Origin of the sequence: Paracoccus ferrooxidans (assembly GCF_029909815.1) — a bacterium.
Classification (GTDB): Bacteria; Pseudomonadota; Alphaproteobacteria; order Rhodobacterales; family Rhodobacteraceae; genus Paracoccus; species Paracoccus versutus.
Genome location: NZ_CP038198.1, coordinates 1763990 through 1782486, shown reverse-complemented (window position 1 = coordinate 1782486; position 18497 = coordinate 1763990). Strand labels below are relative to the sequence as shown.

General features: G+C 70.0%; 17 protein-coding genes. 3 read left to right on the top strand and 14 right to left on the bottom strand.

The genetic code is table 11. The annotated features are described in order from the left end of the window. Window positions 1-41: 41 nt before the first annotated feature. The 3 genes from E3U26_RS08985 to E3U26_RS08975 all read right to left on the bottom strand — a co-directional run bounded on the left by E3U26_RS08985 (window position 42) and on the right by E3U26_RS08975 (window position 5395). Window positions 42-2744: a DNA translocase FtsK gene (locus E3U26_RS08985; protein WP_243784704.1), complete on the bottom strand. Its 2703-nt coding sequence runs from the start codon at window positions 2742-2744 to the stop codon at window positions 42-44. Between the two features lie 3 nt (window positions 2745-2747). Beyond that, window positions 2748-3941 (bottom strand): aminotransferase class I/II-fold pyridoxal phosphate-dependent enzyme, encoded by a 1194-nt coding sequence (locus E3U26_RS08980; protein WP_243784703.1) that lies wholly within the window; start codon window positions 3939-3941, stop codon window positions 2748-2750. Between the two features lie 128 nt (window positions 3942-4069). After that, on the bottom strand, window positions 4070-5395 hold the full coding sequence (locus tag E3U26_RS08975; RefSeq protein WP_036751532.1) for an amidase: 1326 nt from the start codon (window positions 5393-5395) through the stop codon (window positions 4070-4072). Between the two features lie 132 nt (window positions 5396-5527). Between E3U26_RS08975 and E3U26_RS08970 the strand changes: the two genes are divergently transcribed. After that, window positions 5528-6751: a UbiH/UbiF/VisC/COQ6 family ubiquinone biosynthesis hydroxylase gene (locus E3U26_RS08970; protein ID WP_243784701.1), complete on the top strand. Its 1224-nt coding sequence runs from the start codon at window positions 5528-5530 to the stop codon at window positions 6749-6751. Window positions 6752-6840: 89 nt separating this feature from the next. Then, entirely contained in the window at window positions 6841-7437 is a 597-nt protein-coding gene (locus tag E3U26_RS08965) for a LolA family protein (RefSeq protein WP_036751537.1), read from the top strand. A gap of 14 nt (window positions 7438-7451) precedes the next feature. On the opposite strand, the gene E3U26_RS08960 is transcribed toward E3U26_RS08965, so the two are convergent. From E3U26_RS08960 to E3U26_RS08940, 5 genes are all read right to left on the bottom strand, one after another. Continuing rightward, the gene (locus tag E3U26_RS08960; protein WP_036751539.1) at window positions 7452-8030 is read right to left on the bottom strand and encodes a transglycosylase SLT domain-containing protein; all 579 of its coding nucleotides are present in this window, start codon (window positions 8028-8030) and stop codon (window positions 7452-7454) included. Window positions 8031-8104: 74 nt separating this feature from the next. Next, window positions 8105-9160, bottom strand: coding sequence for a molybdenum ABC transporter ATP-binding protein (gene modC / locus E3U26_RS08955; RefSeq protein ID WP_116223295.1), 1056 nt, complete (start codon window positions 9158-9160; stop codon window positions 8105-8107). Further along, window positions 9160-9876, bottom strand: coding sequence for a molybdate ABC transporter permease subunit (gene modB / locus E3U26_RS08950; RefSeq protein WP_036751541.1), 717 nt, complete (start codon window positions 9874-9876; stop codon window positions 9160-9162). The genes modC and modB overlap by 1 nt, the downstream gene beginning before the upstream one ends. Then, window positions 9873-10613, bottom strand: coding sequence for a molybdate ABC transporter substrate-binding protein (modA, locus tag E3U26_RS08945; protein WP_243784699.1), 741 nt, complete (start codon window positions 10611-10613; stop codon window positions 9873-9875). The genes modB and modA overlap by 4 nt, the downstream gene beginning before the upstream one ends. A gap of 66 nt (window positions 10614-10679) precedes the next feature. Then, complete coding sequence (locus E3U26_RS08940) at window positions 10680-11036, bottom strand: winged helix-turn-helix domain-containing protein (protein ID WP_036751642.1); 357 nt, start codon at window positions 11034-11036, stop codon at window positions 10680-10682. 106 nt (window positions 11037-11142) lie between these two features. On the opposite strand from E3U26_RS08940, the gene E3U26_RS08935 reads away from it, so the two are divergent. After that, window positions 11143-12324, top strand: a complete 1182-nt coding sequence (locus E3U26_RS08935; RefSeq protein WP_243784698.1) for an acetyl-CoA C-acyltransferase family protein — start codon at window positions 11143-11145, stop codon at window positions 12322-12324. Between the two features lie 402 nt (window positions 12325-12726). Here E3U26_RS08935 and E3U26_RS08930 read toward each other — a convergent pair whose 3' ends face one another. From E3U26_RS08930 to E3U26_RS08905, 6 genes are all read right to left on the bottom strand, one after another. Further along, window positions 12727-13341, bottom strand: coding sequence for a queuosine precursor transporter (locus E3U26_RS08930; RefSeq protein ID WP_243784697.1), 615 nt, complete (start codon window positions 13339-13341; stop codon window positions 12727-12729). A gap of 97 nt (window positions 13342-13438) precedes the next feature. After that, complete coding sequence (locus E3U26_RS08925; protein WP_499104745.1) at window positions 13439-14572, bottom strand: serine hydrolase domain-containing protein; 1134 nt, start codon at window positions 14570-14572, stop codon at window positions 13439-13441. Next, window positions 14569-15537, bottom strand: coding sequence for an esterase-like activity of phytase family protein (locus E3U26_RS08920; protein ID WP_036751549.1), 969 nt, complete (start codon window positions 15535-15537; stop codon window positions 14569-14571). Before E3U26_RS08920 ends, E3U26_RS08925 begins: the two co-directional genes overlap by 4 nt. Further along, window positions 15510-16382, bottom strand: coding sequence for a penicillin-insensitive murein endopeptidase (gene mepA, locus E3U26_RS08915; protein ID WP_243784695.1), 873 nt, complete (start codon window positions 16380-16382; stop codon window positions 15510-15512). Before mepA ends, E3U26_RS08920 begins: the two co-directional genes overlap by 28 nt. Continuing rightward, window positions 16379-17737, bottom strand: coding sequence for an MFS transporter (locus E3U26_RS08910; protein WP_243784694.1), 1359 nt, complete (start codon window positions 17735-17737; stop codon window positions 16379-16381). The genes mepA and E3U26_RS08910 overlap by 4 nt, the downstream gene beginning before the upstream one ends. A 67-nt stretch (window positions 17738-17804) precedes the next feature. Further along, a complete protein-coding gene (locus E3U26_RS08905; RefSeq protein ID WP_243784693.1) occupies window positions 17805-18377 on the bottom strand; it encodes an acyl-CoA thioesterase in 573 nt (190 codons plus the stop codon). Window positions 18378-18497: the final 120 nt, after the last annotated feature.

Below are 18497 nucleotides of genomic sequence, written 5' to 3'. Positions count from 1 at the left end.
CGGGCGCGACGGCCCGGCCCCGATCCCGATGCGCGGCCCGGCTATACCTCGGGCACCAGAACCTCGCGCTTGCCGACATGGTTCGCCGGGGTGACGACGCCCTGTTCCTCCATCTGCTCGACCAGCCGCGCGGCCTTGTTGTAGCCGATGGCCAGCTTGCGCTGGATGTAGGAGGTCGAGCATTTGCGGTCCTTGGCCACGATGGCGACGGCCATGTCGTAAAGCTCGGCATCGCCGCCCTCGCCCGAGGACAGGCCCAGCACCTGGTCGATGCTGTCGGCGCGCTCCTCGTCCGGGCCCTCGACCACGCCGGACATGTAGCTGGGCGGGCCAAAGGATTTCAGGTGGTTCACCACCTCCTCGACCTCCTCGTCGGAAACGAAGGGCCCGTGGACGCGGGTGATGCGCGAGCCGCCGGCCATGTAGAGCATGTCGCCCTGGCCCAGCAATTGCTCGGCGCCCTGCTCGCCCAGGATGGTGCGGCTGTCGATCTTGGACGTGACCTGGAAGCTGATCCGGGTCGGGAAGTTCGCCTTGATCGTGCCGGTGATGACATCGACCGAGGGGCGCTGCGTCGCCATGATCAGGTGGATGCCGGATGCCCGCGCCATCTGCGCCAGGCGCTGGATGCAGGCCTCGATCTCTTTCCCGGCCACCATCATCAGGTCGGCCATCTCGTCGACGATGACGACGATATAGGGGAAGGTCTCGGGCTGGAATTCCTCGGTCTCGAAGACCGGCTCGCCGGTATCCTCGTCGAAGCCGGTCTGGACGGTGCGCTTGAACATCTCGCCCTTGTCCAGCGCCTCGCGGACGCGGCCGTTATAGCCCTCGATGTTGCGCACGCCCATCTTGGACATGCGGCGATAGCGTTCCTCCATCTCGCCCACGACCCATTTCAGCGCCACGACCGCCTTCTTGGGGTCGGTGACGACCGGGGACAGCAGGTGCGGGATGCCGTCATAGACCGACAGCTCCAGCATCTTGGGGTCGATCATGATGAGCCGGCATTCCTCGGGCGTGAGCTTGTAGAGCAGCGACAGGATCATGGTGTTGATCGCCACCGACTTGCCCGAGCCGGTGGTCCCGGCGATCAGCAGGTGCGGCATCTTGGCCAGGTTGGCCACCACCGGCCCGCCGCCGATGTCCTTGCCCAGCGCCAAGGGCAGCGGCTGGGTGCCGTCGCCATAGGCCTTGGAGGCCAGGATCTCGCGCAGCACCACCTTTTCGCGCCGGGCATTGGGCAGCTCGATGCCGATGACCGAGCGGCCGGGCACGGTCGAGACCCGCGCCGACAGCGCCGACATCGACCGCGCGATGTCGTCGGCCAGCCCGATCACCCGGCTGGCCTTCAGCCCCGGCGCGGGCTCCAGCTCGTAAAGCGTGACCACGGGGCCGGGGCGGACCTCGGTGATCTGGCCCTTGACGCCGTAATCGTCCAGCACCGCCTCCAGCATGCGGGCGTTCTCCATCAGCGCCTCTTGCGACAGCTGGTGGCGCTCGACGGTGGTCGGCGCGGTCAGAAGCGACAGCGGCGGATGCTCGTAATGGCTGGCGGCATCGTCGAAGCGCAGCGCCGGCTGCGCCTCGGATTGCGCCTGGCGCGAGGGGGCGGGCTTCTTGGGCGGCACCACCACGCGCGGCGTCTCGGCGCCGAAGGGCGCGGCGGTGACGGGTTCGGCGAAATCCTCGTCGTCCTCGTCCTCGCCGGCGCGCAGCGGCGGCTCGTGCCGGGCGGGCGCGGCGCGGGCGCCGGTCAGCCGCGCCGTCACCGCCGACAGCAGCCCCTTGCCTTCCGAACGGCCGCCTTCCGAACGGGCGCCTTCGGAACGGCTGCGGATCGCATCGGTGATGCGGGCGCTGACCGCGGCGTTCGAGGGCGGCTCGTCATCCTCGGCATAATGCGTCTCGGGGTCGATCAGCTCGGGCTCGGGCGCGAAGTCGCGATCATCGGCCAGGGGCGCCGGCGCGGGACGCAGGCCCGGCAGGCCGCCGCGGGGCGCTTGCGGCAGGGCGGCGGAACCGGCGTGGCCCGCGCGCTCGCGCCGGGCATCGGCGCGGGTCTTGAGCCCGCGCGCCGCGCCCGAGGACAGCCGCGCCCCGCGATCCATCGCCTGCAGCGCCAGGACGCGGGCGGTGGCCAGCCCCTCGCGCAGGAAGGTGCCGATGGTCGTCAGCTCCTTGCGGTCGAAGCCCAGCACGAAGGCCAGGAAGGCGACGGTGCCGACGGCGGTCAGCAGCGCCAGCAGCTTGATCGCGACCGAAGCCTTCATCGGCATGGCCGACAGCATGCCGCCCATCAGCATGTCGCCCAGATGCCCGCCCAGGCCGAAGCTTTGCGTCCAGTCCGGCGGCGGCGCCATCGAGGTGGCATAGATCGAGACCAGCACCATGGCGATGGGCAGGAAGATGCCGCGCATCAGCCGTTCCTCGCCCCGGTGCAGCATCAGCCGCAGGCCCCAGACCACGGCGCCGACCACCAGGATCCAGGTGCCGTAGCCGGTGATCATGAACAGCGCCGAGGCGACATAGGCGCCGAAGCGGCCCAGGTAGTTCTGCGCCGGCTGGTCGGTCGCCGACATGAAGCTGGGATCGTCGGGGGAATAGCTGACCAGCATCATCGCGATCAGCACGCCCAGGATGACCAGCCCCGCGCCCAGCAGTTCCTTGCCGCGCCGCTCCAGCGCCGCCTGCGTGCTTTGGTCAAACAGCGGATCGCGGTGTTTCGCCTGCCAGCTCGCCATGCGTCAACCCCCTTGATACAAACAATTCTTCAGGCGGTTCAGCGCCGCCTCGGTCTGCTCCGCCGGCGCGACCAGCGCCACGCGGATGAAATTCCGGCCCGGATTGCCGGCCTCGGTGTCGCGGGCCAGATAGGCGCCGGGCAGCACCTGGATGCCCGCCTCGGCCCACAGCTTTTTCGCCGCATCCTCGCCGTCGCCGACGCTTTCGGGCACCGGCAGCCACAGGAAAAAGCCGCCCTGCACCGGCTGATAGCCCGGCACATTGCCCAGCACCCGGTCGGCGATGCGGTATTTCTGCTGGTAAAGTGCGCGGCTGGCCTCGACATGGCCCTCCTCGCCCCAGGCCATGGCGCTGACGCGCTGCACCGGCAGGGGCAGCGGCGCGCCGGCATAGCTGCGCAGCCGCCGCATCTGCGCGATCTGCTGGGGTCCGCCGGCGGCAAAGCCCGAGCGCAGCCCCGGCAGGTTCGAGCGTTTCGACAGCGAGTTGAACATCACCACCCGGTCGGCCAGCCCCATGCGCGTGGCCACCGCCAGCGCGCCGGGCGGCGGCGCGTCGCGCCAGATCTCGGAATAGCACTCGTCGGCGAAAACCAGGAAATCGTGCCGGTCGGCCAGGGCGATCAGTTCCTCGAGATAATCCTCGGAGGCGATGCTGCCCTGCGGATTGGCGGGCGAGCACAGATAGGCCACGGTGGCGCGGTCCAGCACCGCGGCCGGCAGGCCGGCAAAGCGCGGCAGGTGGCCGGTTTCTGCCGTGGCGGGGACGAAGACCGGCTCGGCGCCCACGGCGGCGGCGGCCACGGCATAGACCTGGTAGAACGGGTTCGGCACCAGGATCGCCGGCCGCTGGCCGTTCTTGCGTTCCGGCGCCAGCGCCAGGGCGGCATTGAACAGCCCCTCGCGCGTGCCGTTCAACGCCATGATCCGCTCGGGCGCGACATCCAGCCCGTGCCGGCGGGCAAGCCAGCCCGAGATCGCGGCCAGCAACTCGGCCGTGCCCTCGTTCGAGGGGTATTTGCCGAAATCGGCGATGCTTTCGGCCATGACCGGACCCACGAAATCCGGCAGCGCATGGCGCGGCTCGCCAATGGTCAGGATCAGGGGATCGCCGCCGGGGTCGATGCCCGCAAGCAGCGTCCGCAGGCGCGGAAACGCGTAATCCGGCAGGTTCGAGAACCGCTCGGGAATTGCCATGACTGCCTCTCAGTCGGGGTCGTTGCGCCCCGTTTTGCCGCAAGACTACCGGCAATCCCCCCATGCGTCCAGAGTTTCACCGCCAGATTGCGCCCGTCCGTGCCGGATTTTCCCGGAAAATCCACGCCTCAGCGCAGCGCCGCCTCGGCCGCGGCGGCCGCCACCAGCAGCGCGCGGTCCTGGCCGGCGCGGCCCATCAGCGTGATGCCGCAGGCCGGATGGCCGGTCGGCAGGCTGACCGCCGGCAGGTCCAGCAGGTTGGCGATGCGGGTATTGCGCAGCGTCAGCAGGTTTTCGCGGGCAAAGAACTCTTCCTCGGCCAGCAGCCGGTCCACCGGCGGCGGCAGGATCGGCGCCGTGGGCAGGATCACCGCGTCGAAACCGGCGACCAGCCGCGCCCAATCGGCGCGCAGCCGGCCCAACTCCTCCCAGGCGGCGACGTAATCGGCCGCCAGCACGAACTGGCCGCCGCGAAAGCGCTCCAGGATCGGCGGGTGCATCAGCTCGGGCGCGGCCTCGATCTGCTCGCGCCAGATGCCATAGGCCTCGGGCGCGAACAGCAGCGGCGCCAGCACCATCGCCTCGGCCACGCAAGGCGGCGCGGCATGGGTGATGCGGGCGCCGGCGCGGGCCAGGCGGTTCACCGCATCCTCGAAGCCGGCGACCGGCTCATGCCGCGCCTCGTCGAAGGGCACGCCGTCCAGCACCATCAGCCGCAGCCCGCGCGGGCTGGCATCGGCCAGGTCGGGGGCGGGCTCGCCACGCAGCACGGCGAAAAGCTCGGCGCAATCCTCGACCGTGCGGGCGATGGGACCGGCCACGTCGAAGCGGCGGCACAGCGGCACGATGCCGGCGCCGCTGACCGCCCCCGTGGTCGGCTTGAAGCCCACCAGCCCATTCCAGGCCGCCGGCACCCGGATCGAGCCGCCGGTGTCCGAACCCACCGCCGCCGCCGCCAGCCCCAGCGCCACCGAAACCGCCGCGCCCGAGCTGGAGCCGCCCGGCGCCAGTTCCTGGTCGATGCTGTTGGGCGGCGTCGCCGTGCGCGGGTTCACGCCCAGGCCGGAAAAGGCCAGCTCGGTCATATGCGTCTTGCCCAGGCAGACCAGCCCGTCCAGCGTCGCCCCGGCCAGGATCGCGGCATCCTGCCGGGGCACGCGGCCCTCCAGCAGGCGCGAGCCGGCCTCGGTCGCGATGCCGGCGCTGTCGATATTGTCCTTCCAGCTGATCGCCACCCCGTCCAGCAGCCCGCGGCGCAGCCCGGCGCGGGCGCGGTCATGGGCGGCGATGGCCTCGGCCCGCGCGCGCTCGGGGGTCAGCCGGGCATAGATGCGGTCGCCATAGGGATGGCGGGCCGCGGCGTCCAGATAGGCCTCGGCCTGCTCGACCGGGCTGATGAGCCCGGCCAGGATCGCCCTTCCCTGTTCCGCCGCAGATGCCCTGAGCCAATCCATGCCCTTCCCCCGACCGATCAAATCCAGATACCAAATAATGCACAGGCTATCCCGGCGCGGGCTGGCCCGCAATGCGCTTGGCGGCCGCCATGACGCATGGACATTGCCCGGCCGACGGTCATATTGCGTCCCATGAGGACCGATTTCGACATCCTGATCGCGGGCGGCGGGCTGAACGGCCCGGCCCTTGCCCTGGCCCTGGCCGATGCCGGCCTGTCGGTGGCGGTGGCCGACGCCCGCCCCGCCGATGCTCGCGCCGGCGACGCCTTCGACGGCCGCGCCTATGCGCTGGCGCTGGCCTCGCAGCGGCTGCTGGCCGCGCTGGGGCTGTGGCCCGAGCTGGCGCCGAACGCGCAGGAAATCCGCAAGGTCGAGGCGACGCAGGGCGCGCCGGGCGAAGGCGCCGGCCCCTTCGGGCTGCATTTCGACGGCGCCGAGCTCGAGGAAGGCCGGCTGGGCTACATGCTCGAGGACCGCTTCCTTTACCGCGCGCTTCTGGCCGCGATGCAGGGGCGGGTCACGCATCTGCCCGGCCTGTCCGTCACCGGGCAAGAGGCCGAGGGCGCGGCGATCCGCGCCACCCTGTCGGACGGCCGCAGCATCAGCGCCCGGCTGCTGGTCGGCGCCGACGGGCGGCAATCGGGCGTGGCGGCGCGGGCCGGCATCCGGCGCATCGGCCATGACTATGGCCAGATCGCACTGGTCGCGGCGGTCGATCACGAACTGCCGCACGAAGGCACCGCGCACCAGTATTTCATGCCCACCGGGCCGCTGGCGATCCTGCCGCTGCCGGGCAATCGCAGCTCGATCGTCTGGTCCGAGGCCGAGGCCAGTGCCCGCGCGATCATGGAACTGCCGGATGACGAATTCCTGGCGGTGCTGCGCCCGCGCTTCGGCGATTTCCTGGGCGAGATCCGGCTGGCCGGGCCGCGCTTTTCCTATCCGCTGAACCTGACCCTGGCCGAGCGCTACATCGCCCCGCGGGTGGCACTGGTCGGCGATGCGGCGCATGGCGTGCATCCCATCGCCGGGCAGGGACTGAACCTGGGCCTGCGCGACGTGGCGGTGCTGGCAGAGGTGCTGGTCGCCGCCCGCCGCCGCGGCGAGGACATCGGCGCCGATCTGGTGCTGGCGCGCTATCAGGACTGGCGCCGGCCCGATGCGACGGCGCTGGCGCTTGGCATGGACGGGGTGAACGCGCTGTTTTCCAATGCCAATCCGCTGCTGCGCACCGCGCGCGAGATCGGCATGGGCCTGGTCGATGCCATCCCGCCCCTGCGGCGCGGCTTCATGCGCCAGGCGGCGGGGCTGAGCCTCGAACCGATGCCGCACCTGCTGACCGGGCGGCGGCTTTAGGGAACGCTCACGCCTTCGTCAGCGTTGAGGCGCCGCGCATCCAGCGAACGTGATGTGCAAGTCATTGGAGAATCGGTATCATTCCGCTCATGAAACTGAAGTCGCTCGCCCTTGCGCCCGTCCTGTGCCTGGCCCTGGCCTTTCCCGCCCTGGCCGAGAAGATCCCGCTGAACGAGATCTCGCGCTATCTCAACAGCCTCAAGACCGCCAAGGCGGATTTCACCCAGGTGAATGCCGACGGCTCGATCTCGACCGGGGTGGTCTATATCCAGCGCCCGCAGCGGGTGCGCTTCGAATACAAGGGCGACCGCACGCTGGTCATGGCCTCGGCCGGCAACGTCGCCGTGTTCGACGGCAAGACGCGCGGCGCGCCGCAGCAATACCCGCTGTCCAAGACGCCGCTGTCGCTGATCCTGGCGCCCAACATCGACCTGAGCCGGGCGCGCATGGTCACCGGCTATGCCGAGAAGAAGAACACCACCGTCGTCACCGCGCAGGATCCGCAGCATCCCGAATACGGCAATATCCAGATGGTCTTTACCGCCAATCCGACCCAGCTGCGGCAATGGGTGGTGACCGACGACACCGGCAAGCGGACCACGGTGATCCTGGGCGACATGCAGACTGGGATGAGCTTTCCCGCCTCGACCTTCGCCATCCAGAACGAGATCGCCCGCCGCCAATAGGCGGGCGAACCGGGTCAGCGGCAGGAGGCAAGCTGGCTGCGATAGGCCTCGGACCGGGCCTGGACCTTGCCGGCCACGCCCATCAGCCAGGGCTTCGAATTGTGCGAGCCCCTGGCAAAGCCCGAGCGGCCCTCGTGATAGGCCAGGTATTGCGAGGCGGCGTCCCATTTGGAAATGCCCAGCACCCGCGCCGAATCGTTCATGTACCAGCCCATGAAATCGGTGGCGTCGCGGATATTGTCGCGCCGGGCGCGGCGGTTGCCGGTCTGCTTGCGGTAATCGTCCCAGGTGCTGTCCAGCGCCTGGCTGTAGCCATAGGCCGAGCTTTGCCGGCCGATCGGAATGATGCCCAGCGCATATTGATGCGGCGTGCGGGCATTGCCGATGAATTTCGATTCCTGGTGGATCGTCGCCATCTGCACATGCACCGGCACGCCCCAGCGCCGCTCGGTCGCCTTCATCGCACGCATGTAGGCGGGCCGCTCGGCCGCGATGGCGCAGGCGCTTTCCAGATTGCGCGGCGCCTTGTAGTTCCCGCCCCCTCCGCAAGAGGCCACCAGCCCGACGATGGCGAGCTTGAGAAACCTGTTCATACTGCCCTCATGTTTTTTGCGGGCAGGATAAGCGCAATCCGGGGCGAGGCGCAAATGACAAAGGCTCGACCGTCCTAGCTTGGCAGGACCGAAACCGATTTCACGATGGCGTGGCAGGCGGTTCCCGGCTGCAATTCCAGCGCCTTGACCGAGCGCGGCGTGACCTGCGCAAGCATCCGCTCATGCTGCGCGCCCTGCCCCAGCGCCAGCTGCACCAGCCCGCCCTCGACGCAGGTCACCGTGACCGGCAGCAGATTCAGCGCCGACAGGCCCCGCGGCGCCTCGCGCGCCAGGATCACCTCATGCGCCAGGATGCGCAGCCGCAGCGCCTGCCCCGGCGCCAGGTCCAGTCCGGGCAGCAGCATCGGCCCGCCGGCGGTGGCGACCCGGACCATGCCGTCGGGTTCGCGCGCCTCGACCGTGGCGCGGATCAGCGCCCCCGCCTCGCGCGCGCCCAGCTGCGGGGCCAGTTCGGGATCGGCCAGGATCGCGGCCAGCGGGCCGGAATGGACCACCCGCCCCTGCCGCATCAGCACCACCGTCGTCGCCAATCGCAGCACCTCGGGCACCGAATGGCTGACATAGAGGATCGGCAGCCGGATCTCGTCGCGCAGGCGTTCCAGCCAGGGCATGATCTCGGCCTTGCGCGCCTCGTCCAGCGCCGCCAGCGGCTCGTCCATGACCAGCAGCGCCGGGTCCGACAACAGCGCGCGGCCGATGGCCACGCGCTGGCGCTCGCCGCCCGACAGCGTGCCGGGGCGGCGATGCAGCAGGGGCTCCAGCGCCAGCATCCCGGTGATGCGGTCGAAGTCCCGCGCCGCCCCGCGCCGCCAGCGCGAGGGGTAGCGCAGGTTCGCCGCCACCGTCATATGCGGGAACAGCCGCGCGTCCTGGAACACGCAGCCGATGCGCCGGGCCTGCGGCGAAAGGTTGGTCTTGCCGTCGAACAGCACCCGCCCGTCCAGTGCGATGCGGCCCTGATCGGGGCGCAACAGTCCCGCGATGGCGTTGATCGCCGTGCTCTTGCCGCAGCCCGAGGGGCCGAACAGCGCCGTCACCCCGCCCGGTGCCTGGAAGGCGACATCAAGCGCAAGCCCAGGAAAATCGTGGCGAAAGGCGACCTCCAGCATCAGGCCCGCCCCTCGGCGCGCCCATTCATGCGCGCGGTCATGCGCCAGGCCAGCCATTCCGACACCAGCACCGCCCCCATGGCGATCACCACCGAGACCAGCACCAGCCGCAGCGCCGCTGCATCGCCCGAGGGCACCTGCAACAGCGCATAGATGGCCGAGGGCAGCGTCTGCGTCTGGCCGGGAATGTTCGAGACGAAGGTGATGGTGGCGCCGAACTCGCCCATCGCCTTGGCAAAGCCCAGCGTGGCGCCGGCCAGGATCGCGGGCAGGATCAGGGGCAGCGTCACGGTCACGAAGATCCAGGCCCGCGGCGCGCCCAGCGTGGCGGCCGCCTGTTCAAGCTTGGGGTCCACCGCCTCGAATCCCAGGCGGATGGCGCGCACCATCAGCGGAAAGCTCATGATGCCGCAGGCCAGCGCCGCGCCGGTCCAGCGAAAGGCAAAGACGATGCCCAGCGGTTTCAGCAGGCTGCCCACCGGCCCCTGCGTGCCGAACGTGACCAGCAACAGGTAGCCGGTGACGACCGGCGGCAGGATCAGCGGCAGGTGGACGATGCCGCTCAGCAGCCCATGCCCCGGAAAGCGCCGCCGGGCCAGCAGCCAGGCGACGGCGACGGCCGGCGGCAGGCCGGCCAGCGTGGCGACGGCGGCGACCCGCAGGGACAGCCGCACGGCCTGCCACTCCTGGGGGCCAAGCCAATCGGTCGGGATCATTGCGTGACGGTAAAGCCTTGCGATTCAAAGACCGACCTTGCCGGTTCCTGCGACAGGCTGTCAAGAAAGGCCGCCGCCTGCGGCGTATCGGCCCCCGTCGTCACCGCGGCGGGATAGGTGATCTTTTCATGGCTGTCGACCGGGAAGGTCGCGACCACGCCCACGCCCGGCTCGGCCACGGCATCGCTGCCATAGACGATGCCCAGCGGCGCCTCGCCGGTGGCGACCAGCTTCAGCGCGGCGCGGACGTTGTCGGCCTGGGCCACCTGGCCCTCGACCTGATCCCACAGGCCCAGCGAGGTCAGCGCCTCCTTGCCGTATTGCCCGGCGGGGACGGAATCGACCATCGCCATGGCCAGCTTGCCGTCGCCCAGCAGGCCGGGCAGTTCGGTCACGGGCGCCTCGGCCGGCTTGCCGGTGCCGACCAGCACCAGCGTATTGCCCAGCAGGTCGCGGCGCGTCGCCGGGTCGATGTCGCCCGACTCCTGCACCGCATCCATCCACGAACTCGAGGCCGAGATGAACAGATCCGCCGGCGCGCCCTCCTGGATCTGCTTGGCAAGCTGCGAGCTGCCGGCATAGGAGATCACCACCGTATCGCCATGGCTTTCCTGCCAGGTGGCGGCGATCTCGTCCAGCGCGTCCTTGAGGCTGGCGGCGGCGAAGATGGTGATCTCGTCGGCCTGGGCGGCAGGCGCAAGCGCGATCACGGCGGCGGCAAGGAAAGACAGGCGCATCGGGCGGGTCCATTCGTTGTGTCTGGATGGACATAACCAGCCATTGCCCGTGCTGGCAACCGTTATTTACGCCGAAGCAGATCGCTGCCCCGCACGCAGCCGCCCCAGCTCTGCGGCGCCCTGGTCACGCAGCAGCACCTCCAGCGCGCGGTAGTCGGCCAGCACCTGCCGGCCGCGCTCGGTCAGCTGGGCGCCGCCGCCATGGGCGCCGCCGCGGCTGCTGTCGACCAGGGGTGCGGCAAAATGCGCATTCATCTCTTCGACCAGCGACCAGGCGCGGCGATAGCTCATCCCCATGCGCCGCCCGGCGGCCGAGATCGAGCCCTCGTCGTCGATGGCCTGCAGCAGGTCGGCCTTGCCGCGGCCAAAGGTCAGGCCGGATTCGAAATGCAGGCGCAGGCTGATGCGGGGATCCTGGGTCATGGCCATATTCTGCCGTCTTTCCGCAAGGTCGCAAGGGGGCGGGTCTTTTCGATGTGCTATCGCGGCTCTAGCAGTAACATCATGCCAACGGCAATCGGGGGGAATCATGTCCGACAATGAAATCGTCATCCTGTCCGGGGCGCGCACCGCCATCGGCACCTTCGGCGGCAGCCTGGCCGGCGTGCCGCCGATCCAGCTGGCCGCGACCGCGACCCGCGCCGCGATCGAGCGCGCCGGCATCGGCCCCGAGCGCATCGGCACCGTGGTCTTCGGCCATGTGCTGAACACCGAGCCGCGCGACATGTACCTGTCGCGCGTGGCGATGCTGGAAGCCGGGGTGCCCGACAGCACGCCGGCGATGAACGTGAACCGGCTCTGCGGCTCGGGGGCGCAGGCCATCGTCTCGGCCACGCAGGCGCTGATGCTGGGCGACGCCGATTTCGCCGTGGCGGGCGGCGCGGAATCGATGAGCCGCGCGCCCTATGCCGTGCCCGCCGCGCGCTTCGGCGCCAAGATGGGCGACGTGCAGATGCTGGACATGATGGTCGGCGCGCTGACCTGCCCGATGGGCACCGGCCATATGGGGGTGACGGCGGAAAACGTCGCGCGCGAACATGACATCTCGCGCCAGGCGCAAGACGAATTTGCGCTGGAAAGCCAGAAACGCGCCGCCGCCGCTATCGCCGAGGGCCGCTTCAGGGAGCAGATCGTCCCCATCGAGATCAAGACCCGCAAGGGCGTGGTCGCCTTCGACACCGACGAGCATCCGAAGGCGACCGACCTGGAGAAACTGGCCGGGCTGAAGGCGGTGTTCCAGAAGGACGGCACGGTAACGGCCGGCAATGCCTCGGGCATCAACGACGGCGCGGGGGCGCTGGTGCTGGCGCGGGCCGAAGCGGCGCAAGCGGCGGGCGCCAAGCCGCTGTTCCGCATCCTCGGCCATGCCGTGGCCGGCGTGCGCCCCGAGGTCATGGGCATCGGCCCGGTCCCGGCCGTCGAAGCGCTGCTGAAGCGCACCGGCCTGAAGGCCGGCGATTTCGACGTGATCGAATCGAACGAGGCCTTTGCCGCCCAGGCGCTGGCGGTGAACAAGGGCCTCGGCCTCGACCCCGCCAGGGTGAACCCGAACGGCGGCGCCATCGCCCTGGGCCACCCGGTCGGCGCGACCGGCGCCATCATCACCGTGAAGGCGATGTATGAACTGATGCGCACCGGCGGCAGCAAGGGGCTGATCACCATGTGCATCGGCGGCGGCCAGGGCATCGCGCTGGCCATCGAACGCCTCTGAGCCTGCGTTGACGACCCGGCCCTCAGCTGGGCCGGGTCTTCGGCTGCACTGTCGCATGAGTATTTGGGGAACGAAGAAGCGCAGGCCCGGCTTCTTCGTTCCATAAATACCCGAACTGTCTTTCACGCTTCGCCAAGCATGCCCTGCATACGCGAATGCCGAAGCAGCGGAAAATGGAACGGGCCGCCCCCCCTGGAGAACGGCCCGCGAGATCCACGGAGATGGTCCGGTTAGGGTTGGTGCCCACCGTCCCAGCCAGGGTTTACGACCCTTGGGGCTGCCCTCAGGCCACGGCCCCCCTGACTGTCCCGACACCTCTCTCCAATATCACTCTCGACACTGGACCACCTCCTTTCAATAAGTTGCCTTATGGGGTCCAGCCTGCCACAGAACCTTTAACAGTCAATGAATTTGCGCGCGGCGCTGGATCAAATTTCCGACGACGATGCGGAAGGGCACGAGCGCCAGGACTGCCTGCGCAAGCTTCACCCCGCAGTCGGCCACTGCCAGCGAAACCCACAGCGGCTGGACGGGCCCCTGGCCCAGCAGCGGAACCAGTTCATTTGCCCAGGAAACATCGTCCGCCGGGAAGATCGGCGCCAGCTGCGAGGCAAAGGCGATGCTGAAGAAAACGGCAGTGTCGAGGATCGAACCGGCGACGCTGGCCGCCAGGGGTGGTAGCCACCAGTTGTATTTTCGCAACTGGTTGAAGACCGAGATGTCCATCAGCTGCGCCGAAAGGAAGGCCGCGCCCGAGGCTATGGCGATGCGCAGCGTGGTCTTGTCCAGCCCCGCGGCCACGACCGAGCACAGCACGCCGGTCACGAAGCCGGCATAGACCACCTTGCGCGCGGCGGCCGGGCCATAGACCCGGTTCATGATGTCGGTCACGAGGAAGGCGACCGGATAGGTCAACGCCCCCCAGGTTAGCCAGGAGCCCAGCAGATGCTGGACCAGGATGTTCGAGGCCACCACGACGGCGGCCATGGCGATGACGCCGGGAAGGATACGGGACATGTCTGGTTTTCCGTTTTGGCAAGGTCGCGGAGACTCGGCCCCGTCGGGGCAAGGCCGCATAAGCCCGCCGGGCCCTTCTGTCAACGGGCTTGCGGGTCTATAGCGCGGCCGCAGCGGCGATTTCCACCGCAAAGGCGCCGTTCATCCCCTCGACCGCGGTATTGGTCAGCGCGACCAGGCTGCGGCCGCGCGCGAGATCGACGATCCAGCTGTGGCCGTAGATGCCGCCCCAGCCGAGGCTGCCCTGCGGCAAGCCGATGCCGGCCGCATCCGCGTCGGTGACGACCGCGCCCGCCCAGGCATGGCCCCAGCCGGCACCGCGCAGCGGATGGCGCTGGCGGATGCGGTTGCGCCGGGCCTCGGCGCGCAGGTTCTCGGCCAGGAAAGGGCCGTCGCGCAGGGTTTCCAGCAGCGCCAGCGCTGCCTCGGCCGTCCCTGCCATGCCGCCGCCGCCCGAGGGATAGGCCGAGGGGTCGCGGATGCGCTCGGGCAGGTAGGCATAGCTTTGCTCGGGTTGCAGCGGATTGCGGACACGGGTCGGGCCGCACATCCGCTGCGGCTCGGGGCGGGCATCGGCGTAGTTCGCGGCCAGGTCCACGGCGTCCGGGGCCTGGAAGCCGGCCTCGATGCCCAGGGGGTCCGTCACCAGCCGGGCCATGGCCTCGGGCAGCGGCATGTCGGCCGCGGCCTCGAACACCGCGCCCAACACATCGGTCGCCAGCGAATAGCGCCAGCGCGTGCCCGGCGGCCGGTCCAACGGCACCGAGGCGATGCGGCGCAGGTTCTCGGCCAGCGAGATGCCGCTGTCGCCGATCCCGTCCGAGACCCCGGCGCGGGCATAGGGGCCGTCCGGCGGCTGGTTGAAGCCGTAGTCCAGCCCCGCCAGATGCGACATCAGCTGGTCCACGGTAATCGCGGGGCGGGTGCCGTCGGGCAGGGCGGGGGCGAAATCCGGCAGCCAGCGCGTCACCCGGTCCTCGGGCGACAGCCGGCCCGCCTGCATCAGCCGCAGCGCCGCGACGGTGGTGAAGGGCTTCGAGACCGAGGCATAGCGCAGCCAGGTGCCCTGCCGCATGGGCCGGCCGGCCTCGCGGTCGGCCAGGCCGGCGGCGCGGGCATGGACCAGCCGGCCGCCCTGGGCCAGCAGGACCGCGCAGCCGACGATCCGCCGCTCGGCCAGCGCGCTGTCGACGGCGCGGTCCAGCGCGGCGATGCTGGCGGAAAGGCTCATTCCGCCACCCGGTACTCGACCAGTTCGGTGCGTTGCAGCCAGCCGAAATTATCGTCCGAGATCATGGTGATGCGGATGCCCTGCCCGTCATGCCAGACCGAGATCCCCTCGAGGTTGTCATATTGCAGCGGCCGCGATTCCAGCAGCACCCGTTCGTTCGAGACGCCGCTTTCCGACAGGTCGAAGCGCCTGACGCGGGTGCGGAAGCCCAGGAGGCCCTTGAAGTCGCGCTCCAGCAGGTAGAAGCGCCCGTCCGGGCCGATGTCGGCGCCGACCGCCAGCCAGTCGCCCGAGCGCGGGATCGCGAAGGGCTGGTCCCACTTGCCCTCCCGCCAGCGCCAGACCGGAAAGGGCCGGGTCAGCGCCCCCGACCGCTCGGGCAGGGTCAGCAGCGTGCCGTCGGGCAGGATCGCCAGCGCCTCCAGCGAGGAGTTGCGCTGCATCGCCTTGAACTCGGGCGGCCGGGGCAGGGGCTTGGCCGGGCTGTCGGGCGTGTCGTGGCGGGCGACGCGGGTCAGCCCCTCGAAGCTGATCCAGATCGTGCCGTCGGGGGCGATGGCCAGCCCCTCGCTGTCGCCCTGCCAGCCGGGTTTCAGCGGCTTGCCGGCGCTGTCGCGCAGATGGGCGCGGCCGGCCAGCTCCAGCCCGCGGATGCGGCCCTGCGCATCGCGCTGGACGCTGCCCCAGCGGATGGTGGCGCGGTCGGACAACGCGGTGAAGCGGCTGCCGTCGGCGCTGATCTCGATGCCCGAGAAGCCGCCGAATGTCTCGTCCTCCATCCGCCAGACATAGGTCGCGACATATTCCACCTTCGGCATGGGCGGAGGCGAGGGATCGGCCGCGCAGGCCGATGAGGCCGAGACAAGCAGCAGCGCCAGCGCAAGGCCCGGCAGGCGGCGGGGCCGCCCTGCCGCGCCGCCGGCCGTGCCGCCGCGCCTTAGCGGGCGGTGGCGACGACCTGGCATTGACGGGGCATCTCGCTTAGCCGGAAGCTGCGGGGGTGGCGATAGTTCGGATCGGGCGGCACCGGCTTGACCCGGCTGGGGTCGATGCGGTTCTTGATCCATTCCGCGGCCTCGGCGCAGCCGTCGCCGGGCGGCGGCACGTCCTGCTGCTGGCAGACCGAGCCCGCCGGGCAGGCCAGGCGGACGTGGAAATGATAGTCGTGGCCACCCAGCGGCCGGATCTTGCGCAGATAGCTGCGGTCGCCGGTCTCGGACTGGCACATCGCCAGCTTGGCGACCGGATCGACGAAGATGCGCTCGACCCGCGGGTCGCGGGCGGCGGCGCGCATGATCGCCATGTGACCGCCGCTCCACAGGCCCGAGGGCGCGGTGCCGGCCTTGTTCACCACCGATTGCGACGAGATATTCTCGCGCTGCGCGGCGCTGAGGCGCAGGCTTTGCGGCGGCAGCATCCAGATGTCGGCGTCGAGCCCCGACTGGTGGCTGGCATGGCCCGAGGTCATCGGCCCGCCGCGCGGCTGGCCCATGTCGCCGATGTAAAGCCCCTGCCAGCCGACCTGACGCGCGGCCTGCGACAGGCCGATCAGGAAGCTGACCAGTTCGGGATGGCCCCAGTTGCGGTTCCGGGACAGGCGCATGGCCTGCCAGGTCGGGCCGGATTCCGGCAATTGCATGGCCCCCGAGACGCAGCCCTTGGAATAGAACCCGATCGAGACCGGGGCGCCCCCGGTCGGGCCGGGGACGGCGCCGAAGACGTTGCGGGCCAGCGGGTCGGCCCCGGCGGGCTGGACCAGGCCAAGCCCGGTCAGCGCCAGCACGGCGGCGGTCAGGAATTTGCGGATCACTGCGCGGCCTCTCCTTTTGCTTTGACCCAACCTAGCAGAACCAGCGCCAAAAGGAACATCACGATGAGCGGAGAGATGCCGAGCCGTTGGCTTCCGGTCACATCCGTCATCGTGGCGATCAGCAAGGGTGCCAGGAAAGCCGTCGCCTTGCCCGACAGCGCGTAAAGGCCGAAGGCCTCGGTGGCGCGCTGGGGCGTGGTGTGGCGCACCATCATGGTGCGGCTGGCCGATTGCAGCGCGCCACCCGCGCCGCCGATCAGCGCACCGCAAAGGAAGAACAGCGCATCGGGCAGGCGCGAGCCCTCGGCCAGCGGCAGGCCCAGGATCTGCTGGCGGCTCATGCCGGTGATCAGGATGCAGACCGCGATCAGGACCAGCGTGCAGGCGACGATCACCGGCTTGGGCCCCCAGCGCCGGTCGGCGCGGCCGCCGATCCAGCTGATGACGGCGGCCGAGATGGCGCTGACCACGCCGAAGACCCCGGCCAGGAACACCGGCCAGCCCAGCACCGTGCCAGCATAGACCCCGCCGAAGGCGTAAAGCGCGTTCAGCGCATCGCGCGAGAACATGGACGACACCAGCCAGGCCGCCAGCGAATGCCGGTGCCGCAGGCTGGCCAGCAGCCGGCCCAGCTCTGCCATTGACGCGCCCAGCCGCAGCGGGCGGCGCGGCCCCCGCGTCTCGGGCACCCAAAGCGCAAAGGGGATCATGAAGACCAGATACCACAGCGCGGTGAACGGCCCCACCGCCCGCGTGCCCTCGCGCAGCGCCGGATCAAGCCCCAGCACCGGCGCGATGCCCAGCATGGTGTGCCCGGTCTGCGCATTCTCGGCCAAAAGCAGCAGCACCATCGCCAGCGCGATCACGCCCCCCAGGTAGCCGAAGGCGAAGCCCGAGCCCGAGATGCGGCCGATCTCGCCATGCGGCGCCAGCCCCGGCAGCAGGGCATTGGTGAAGATGGTGGCGAACTCCATGCCGATCAGCCCGATGCCGAAGCAGACGATGGCCAGGTGCAGGTTCGGCTGGTCCGGCATCAGGAACCACAACCCCCAGGAGCCCGCCATGTAGAAGGCGGAAAAGATCCAGACCCAGACCAGCCGGCGCCCGCTGGTGTCGGCGATAGCGCCCAGCACCGGCGCCAGGAGCGCGATGATGACGCCGCAAATGCTCAGCCCGTAGCCCCAGAGCGACTGCGCCGCCGCCCCCGCCGCCTCGGGGGTCATCCCCTGCGCGGCATAGTGTTGGCGGGCGACCTCGGCGTAATAGACCGGGAAGATGAAGGTCAGCAGCAGCGTCGCAAAGGGCTGGCTGGCCCAGTCGAAGAACCACCAGCCCCAGATGCGTTTGCGTTCCATGCCACCCCTCTTGCCCGCCGGTGCTGCCGCCCGTCCCGCAGCCCGCGCGCATAAGGCCCCAGCCGGTTCAGGCTGGCAAGTCTGGATTGCGCTCGTCCGGCAGGATGGGCGGTAGCACCGGCGGCCAGGGCCGCCCGGCATCCGCCGCGATCCAGGCCTGCACCCAGCCCGGCAGTTCCGGGCTTTGCGGGTCGCGCCCGGCCGCCTGCATCAGCCGCGCCGGGGCGACGATGCCCAGGTCCGAGGTGATCGCCCCGCGCAGCAGCATGTGGTTGCAGCACTCGCCCCGCCGCCACATGCTTTGCTCCATGTAAAGGAAGCGCGCGTCCCAGCCCAGCGTGCGCGAGACCATGGTGAAGCGGTCGAAGGCCCTGATCCGGCGGCGATAGCGCACGGTATTGCCGGCGACGGTGATGCCCCAGCGGTTCTGCCGCATGGTGTCGATGATCCCGGTCCTGACCGCCATCGGCAGGCGCCCCAGGTCGTAAAGCGTCAGGGTGCGGCCGTTGTTCAGCTCGATCCAGGGGTCCAGATCCCAGGGCCAGCAGCGATGGGTCGAGACATGCGCCTCCAGCACCCCGATCCGGGGACTGCTGCGGAACTTGAGCATCTCCTTGGCAAAGCGGAGCATGGGATACATGGGCGGCCTCCCTTTGGGACGGCTGCGGGGCTAGCCTTGGGCCGGCGGCGCGTCAATCGGAACGCTGCGGCGGCGATGCTTGCTGCTTGCGCAATGCGGATGCCTGCCTTACCTGTCCGG

Bases quoted from the DNA above. Each gene is read 5' to 3' on its own strand.
- E3U26_RS08985 (WP_243784704.1), bottom strand. From the start codon at position 2,744: ATGGCGAGCTGGCAGGCGAAACACCGCGATCCGCTGTTTGACCAAAGC.
- E3U26_RS08980 (WP_243784703.1), bottom strand. From the start codon at position 3,941: ATGGCAATTCCCGAGCGGTTCTCGAACCTGCCGGATTACGCGTTTCCG.
- E3U26_RS08975 (WP_036751532.1), bottom strand. From the start codon at position 5,395: ATGGATTGGCTCAGGGCATCTGCGGCGGAACAGGGAAGGGCGATCCTG.
- E3U26_RS08970 (WP_243784701.1), top strand. From the start codon at position 5,528: ATGAGGACCGATTTCGACATCCTGATCGCGGGCGGCGGGCTGAACGGC.
- E3U26_RS08965 (WP_036751537.1), top strand. From the start codon at position 6,841: ATGAAACTGAAGTCGCTCGCCCTTGCGCCCGTCCTGTGCCTGGCCCTG.
- E3U26_RS08960 (WP_036751539.1), bottom strand. From the start codon at position 8,030: ATGAACAGGTTTCTCAAGCTCGCCATCGTCGGGCTGGTGGCCTCTTGC.
- modC (WP_116223295.1), bottom strand. From the start codon at position 9,160: ATGCTGGAGGTCGCCTTTCGCCACGATTTTCCTGGGCTTGCGCTTGAT.
- modB (WP_036751541.1), bottom strand. From the start codon at position 9,876: ATGATCCCGACCGATTGGCTTGGCCCCCAGGAGTGGCAGGCCGTGCGG.
- modA (WP_243784699.1), bottom strand. From the start codon at position 10,613: ATGCGCCTGTCTTTCCTTGCCGCCGCCGTGATCGCGCTTGCGCCTGCC.
- E3U26_RS08940 (WP_036751642.1), bottom strand. From the start codon at position 11,036: ATGACCCAGGATCCCCGCATCAGCCTGCGCCTGCATTTCGAATCCGGC.
- E3U26_RS08935 (WP_243784698.1), top strand. From the start codon at position 11,143: ATGTCCGACAATGAAATCGTCATCCTGTCCGGGGCGCGCACCGCCATC.
- E3U26_RS08930 (WP_243784697.1), bottom strand. From the start codon at position 13,341: ATGTCCCGTATCCTTCCCGGCGTCATCGCCATGGCCGCCGTCGTGGTG.
- E3U26_RS08925 (WP_499104745.1), bottom strand. From the start codon at position 14,572: ATGAGCCTTTCCGCCAGCATCGCCGCGCTGGACCGCGCCGTCGACAGC.
- E3U26_RS08920 (WP_036751549.1), bottom strand. From the start codon at position 15,537: ATGCCAGGTCGTCGCCACCGCCCGCTAAGGCGCGGCGGCACGGCCGGC.
- E3U26_RS08910 (WP_243784694.1), bottom strand. From the start codon at position 17,737: ATGGAACGCAAACGCATCTGGGGCTGGTGGTTCTTCGACTGGGCCAGC.
- E3U26_RS08905 (WP_243784693.1), bottom strand. From the start codon at position 18,377: ATGTATCCCATGCTCCGCTTTGCCAAGGAGATGCTCAAGTTCCGCAGC.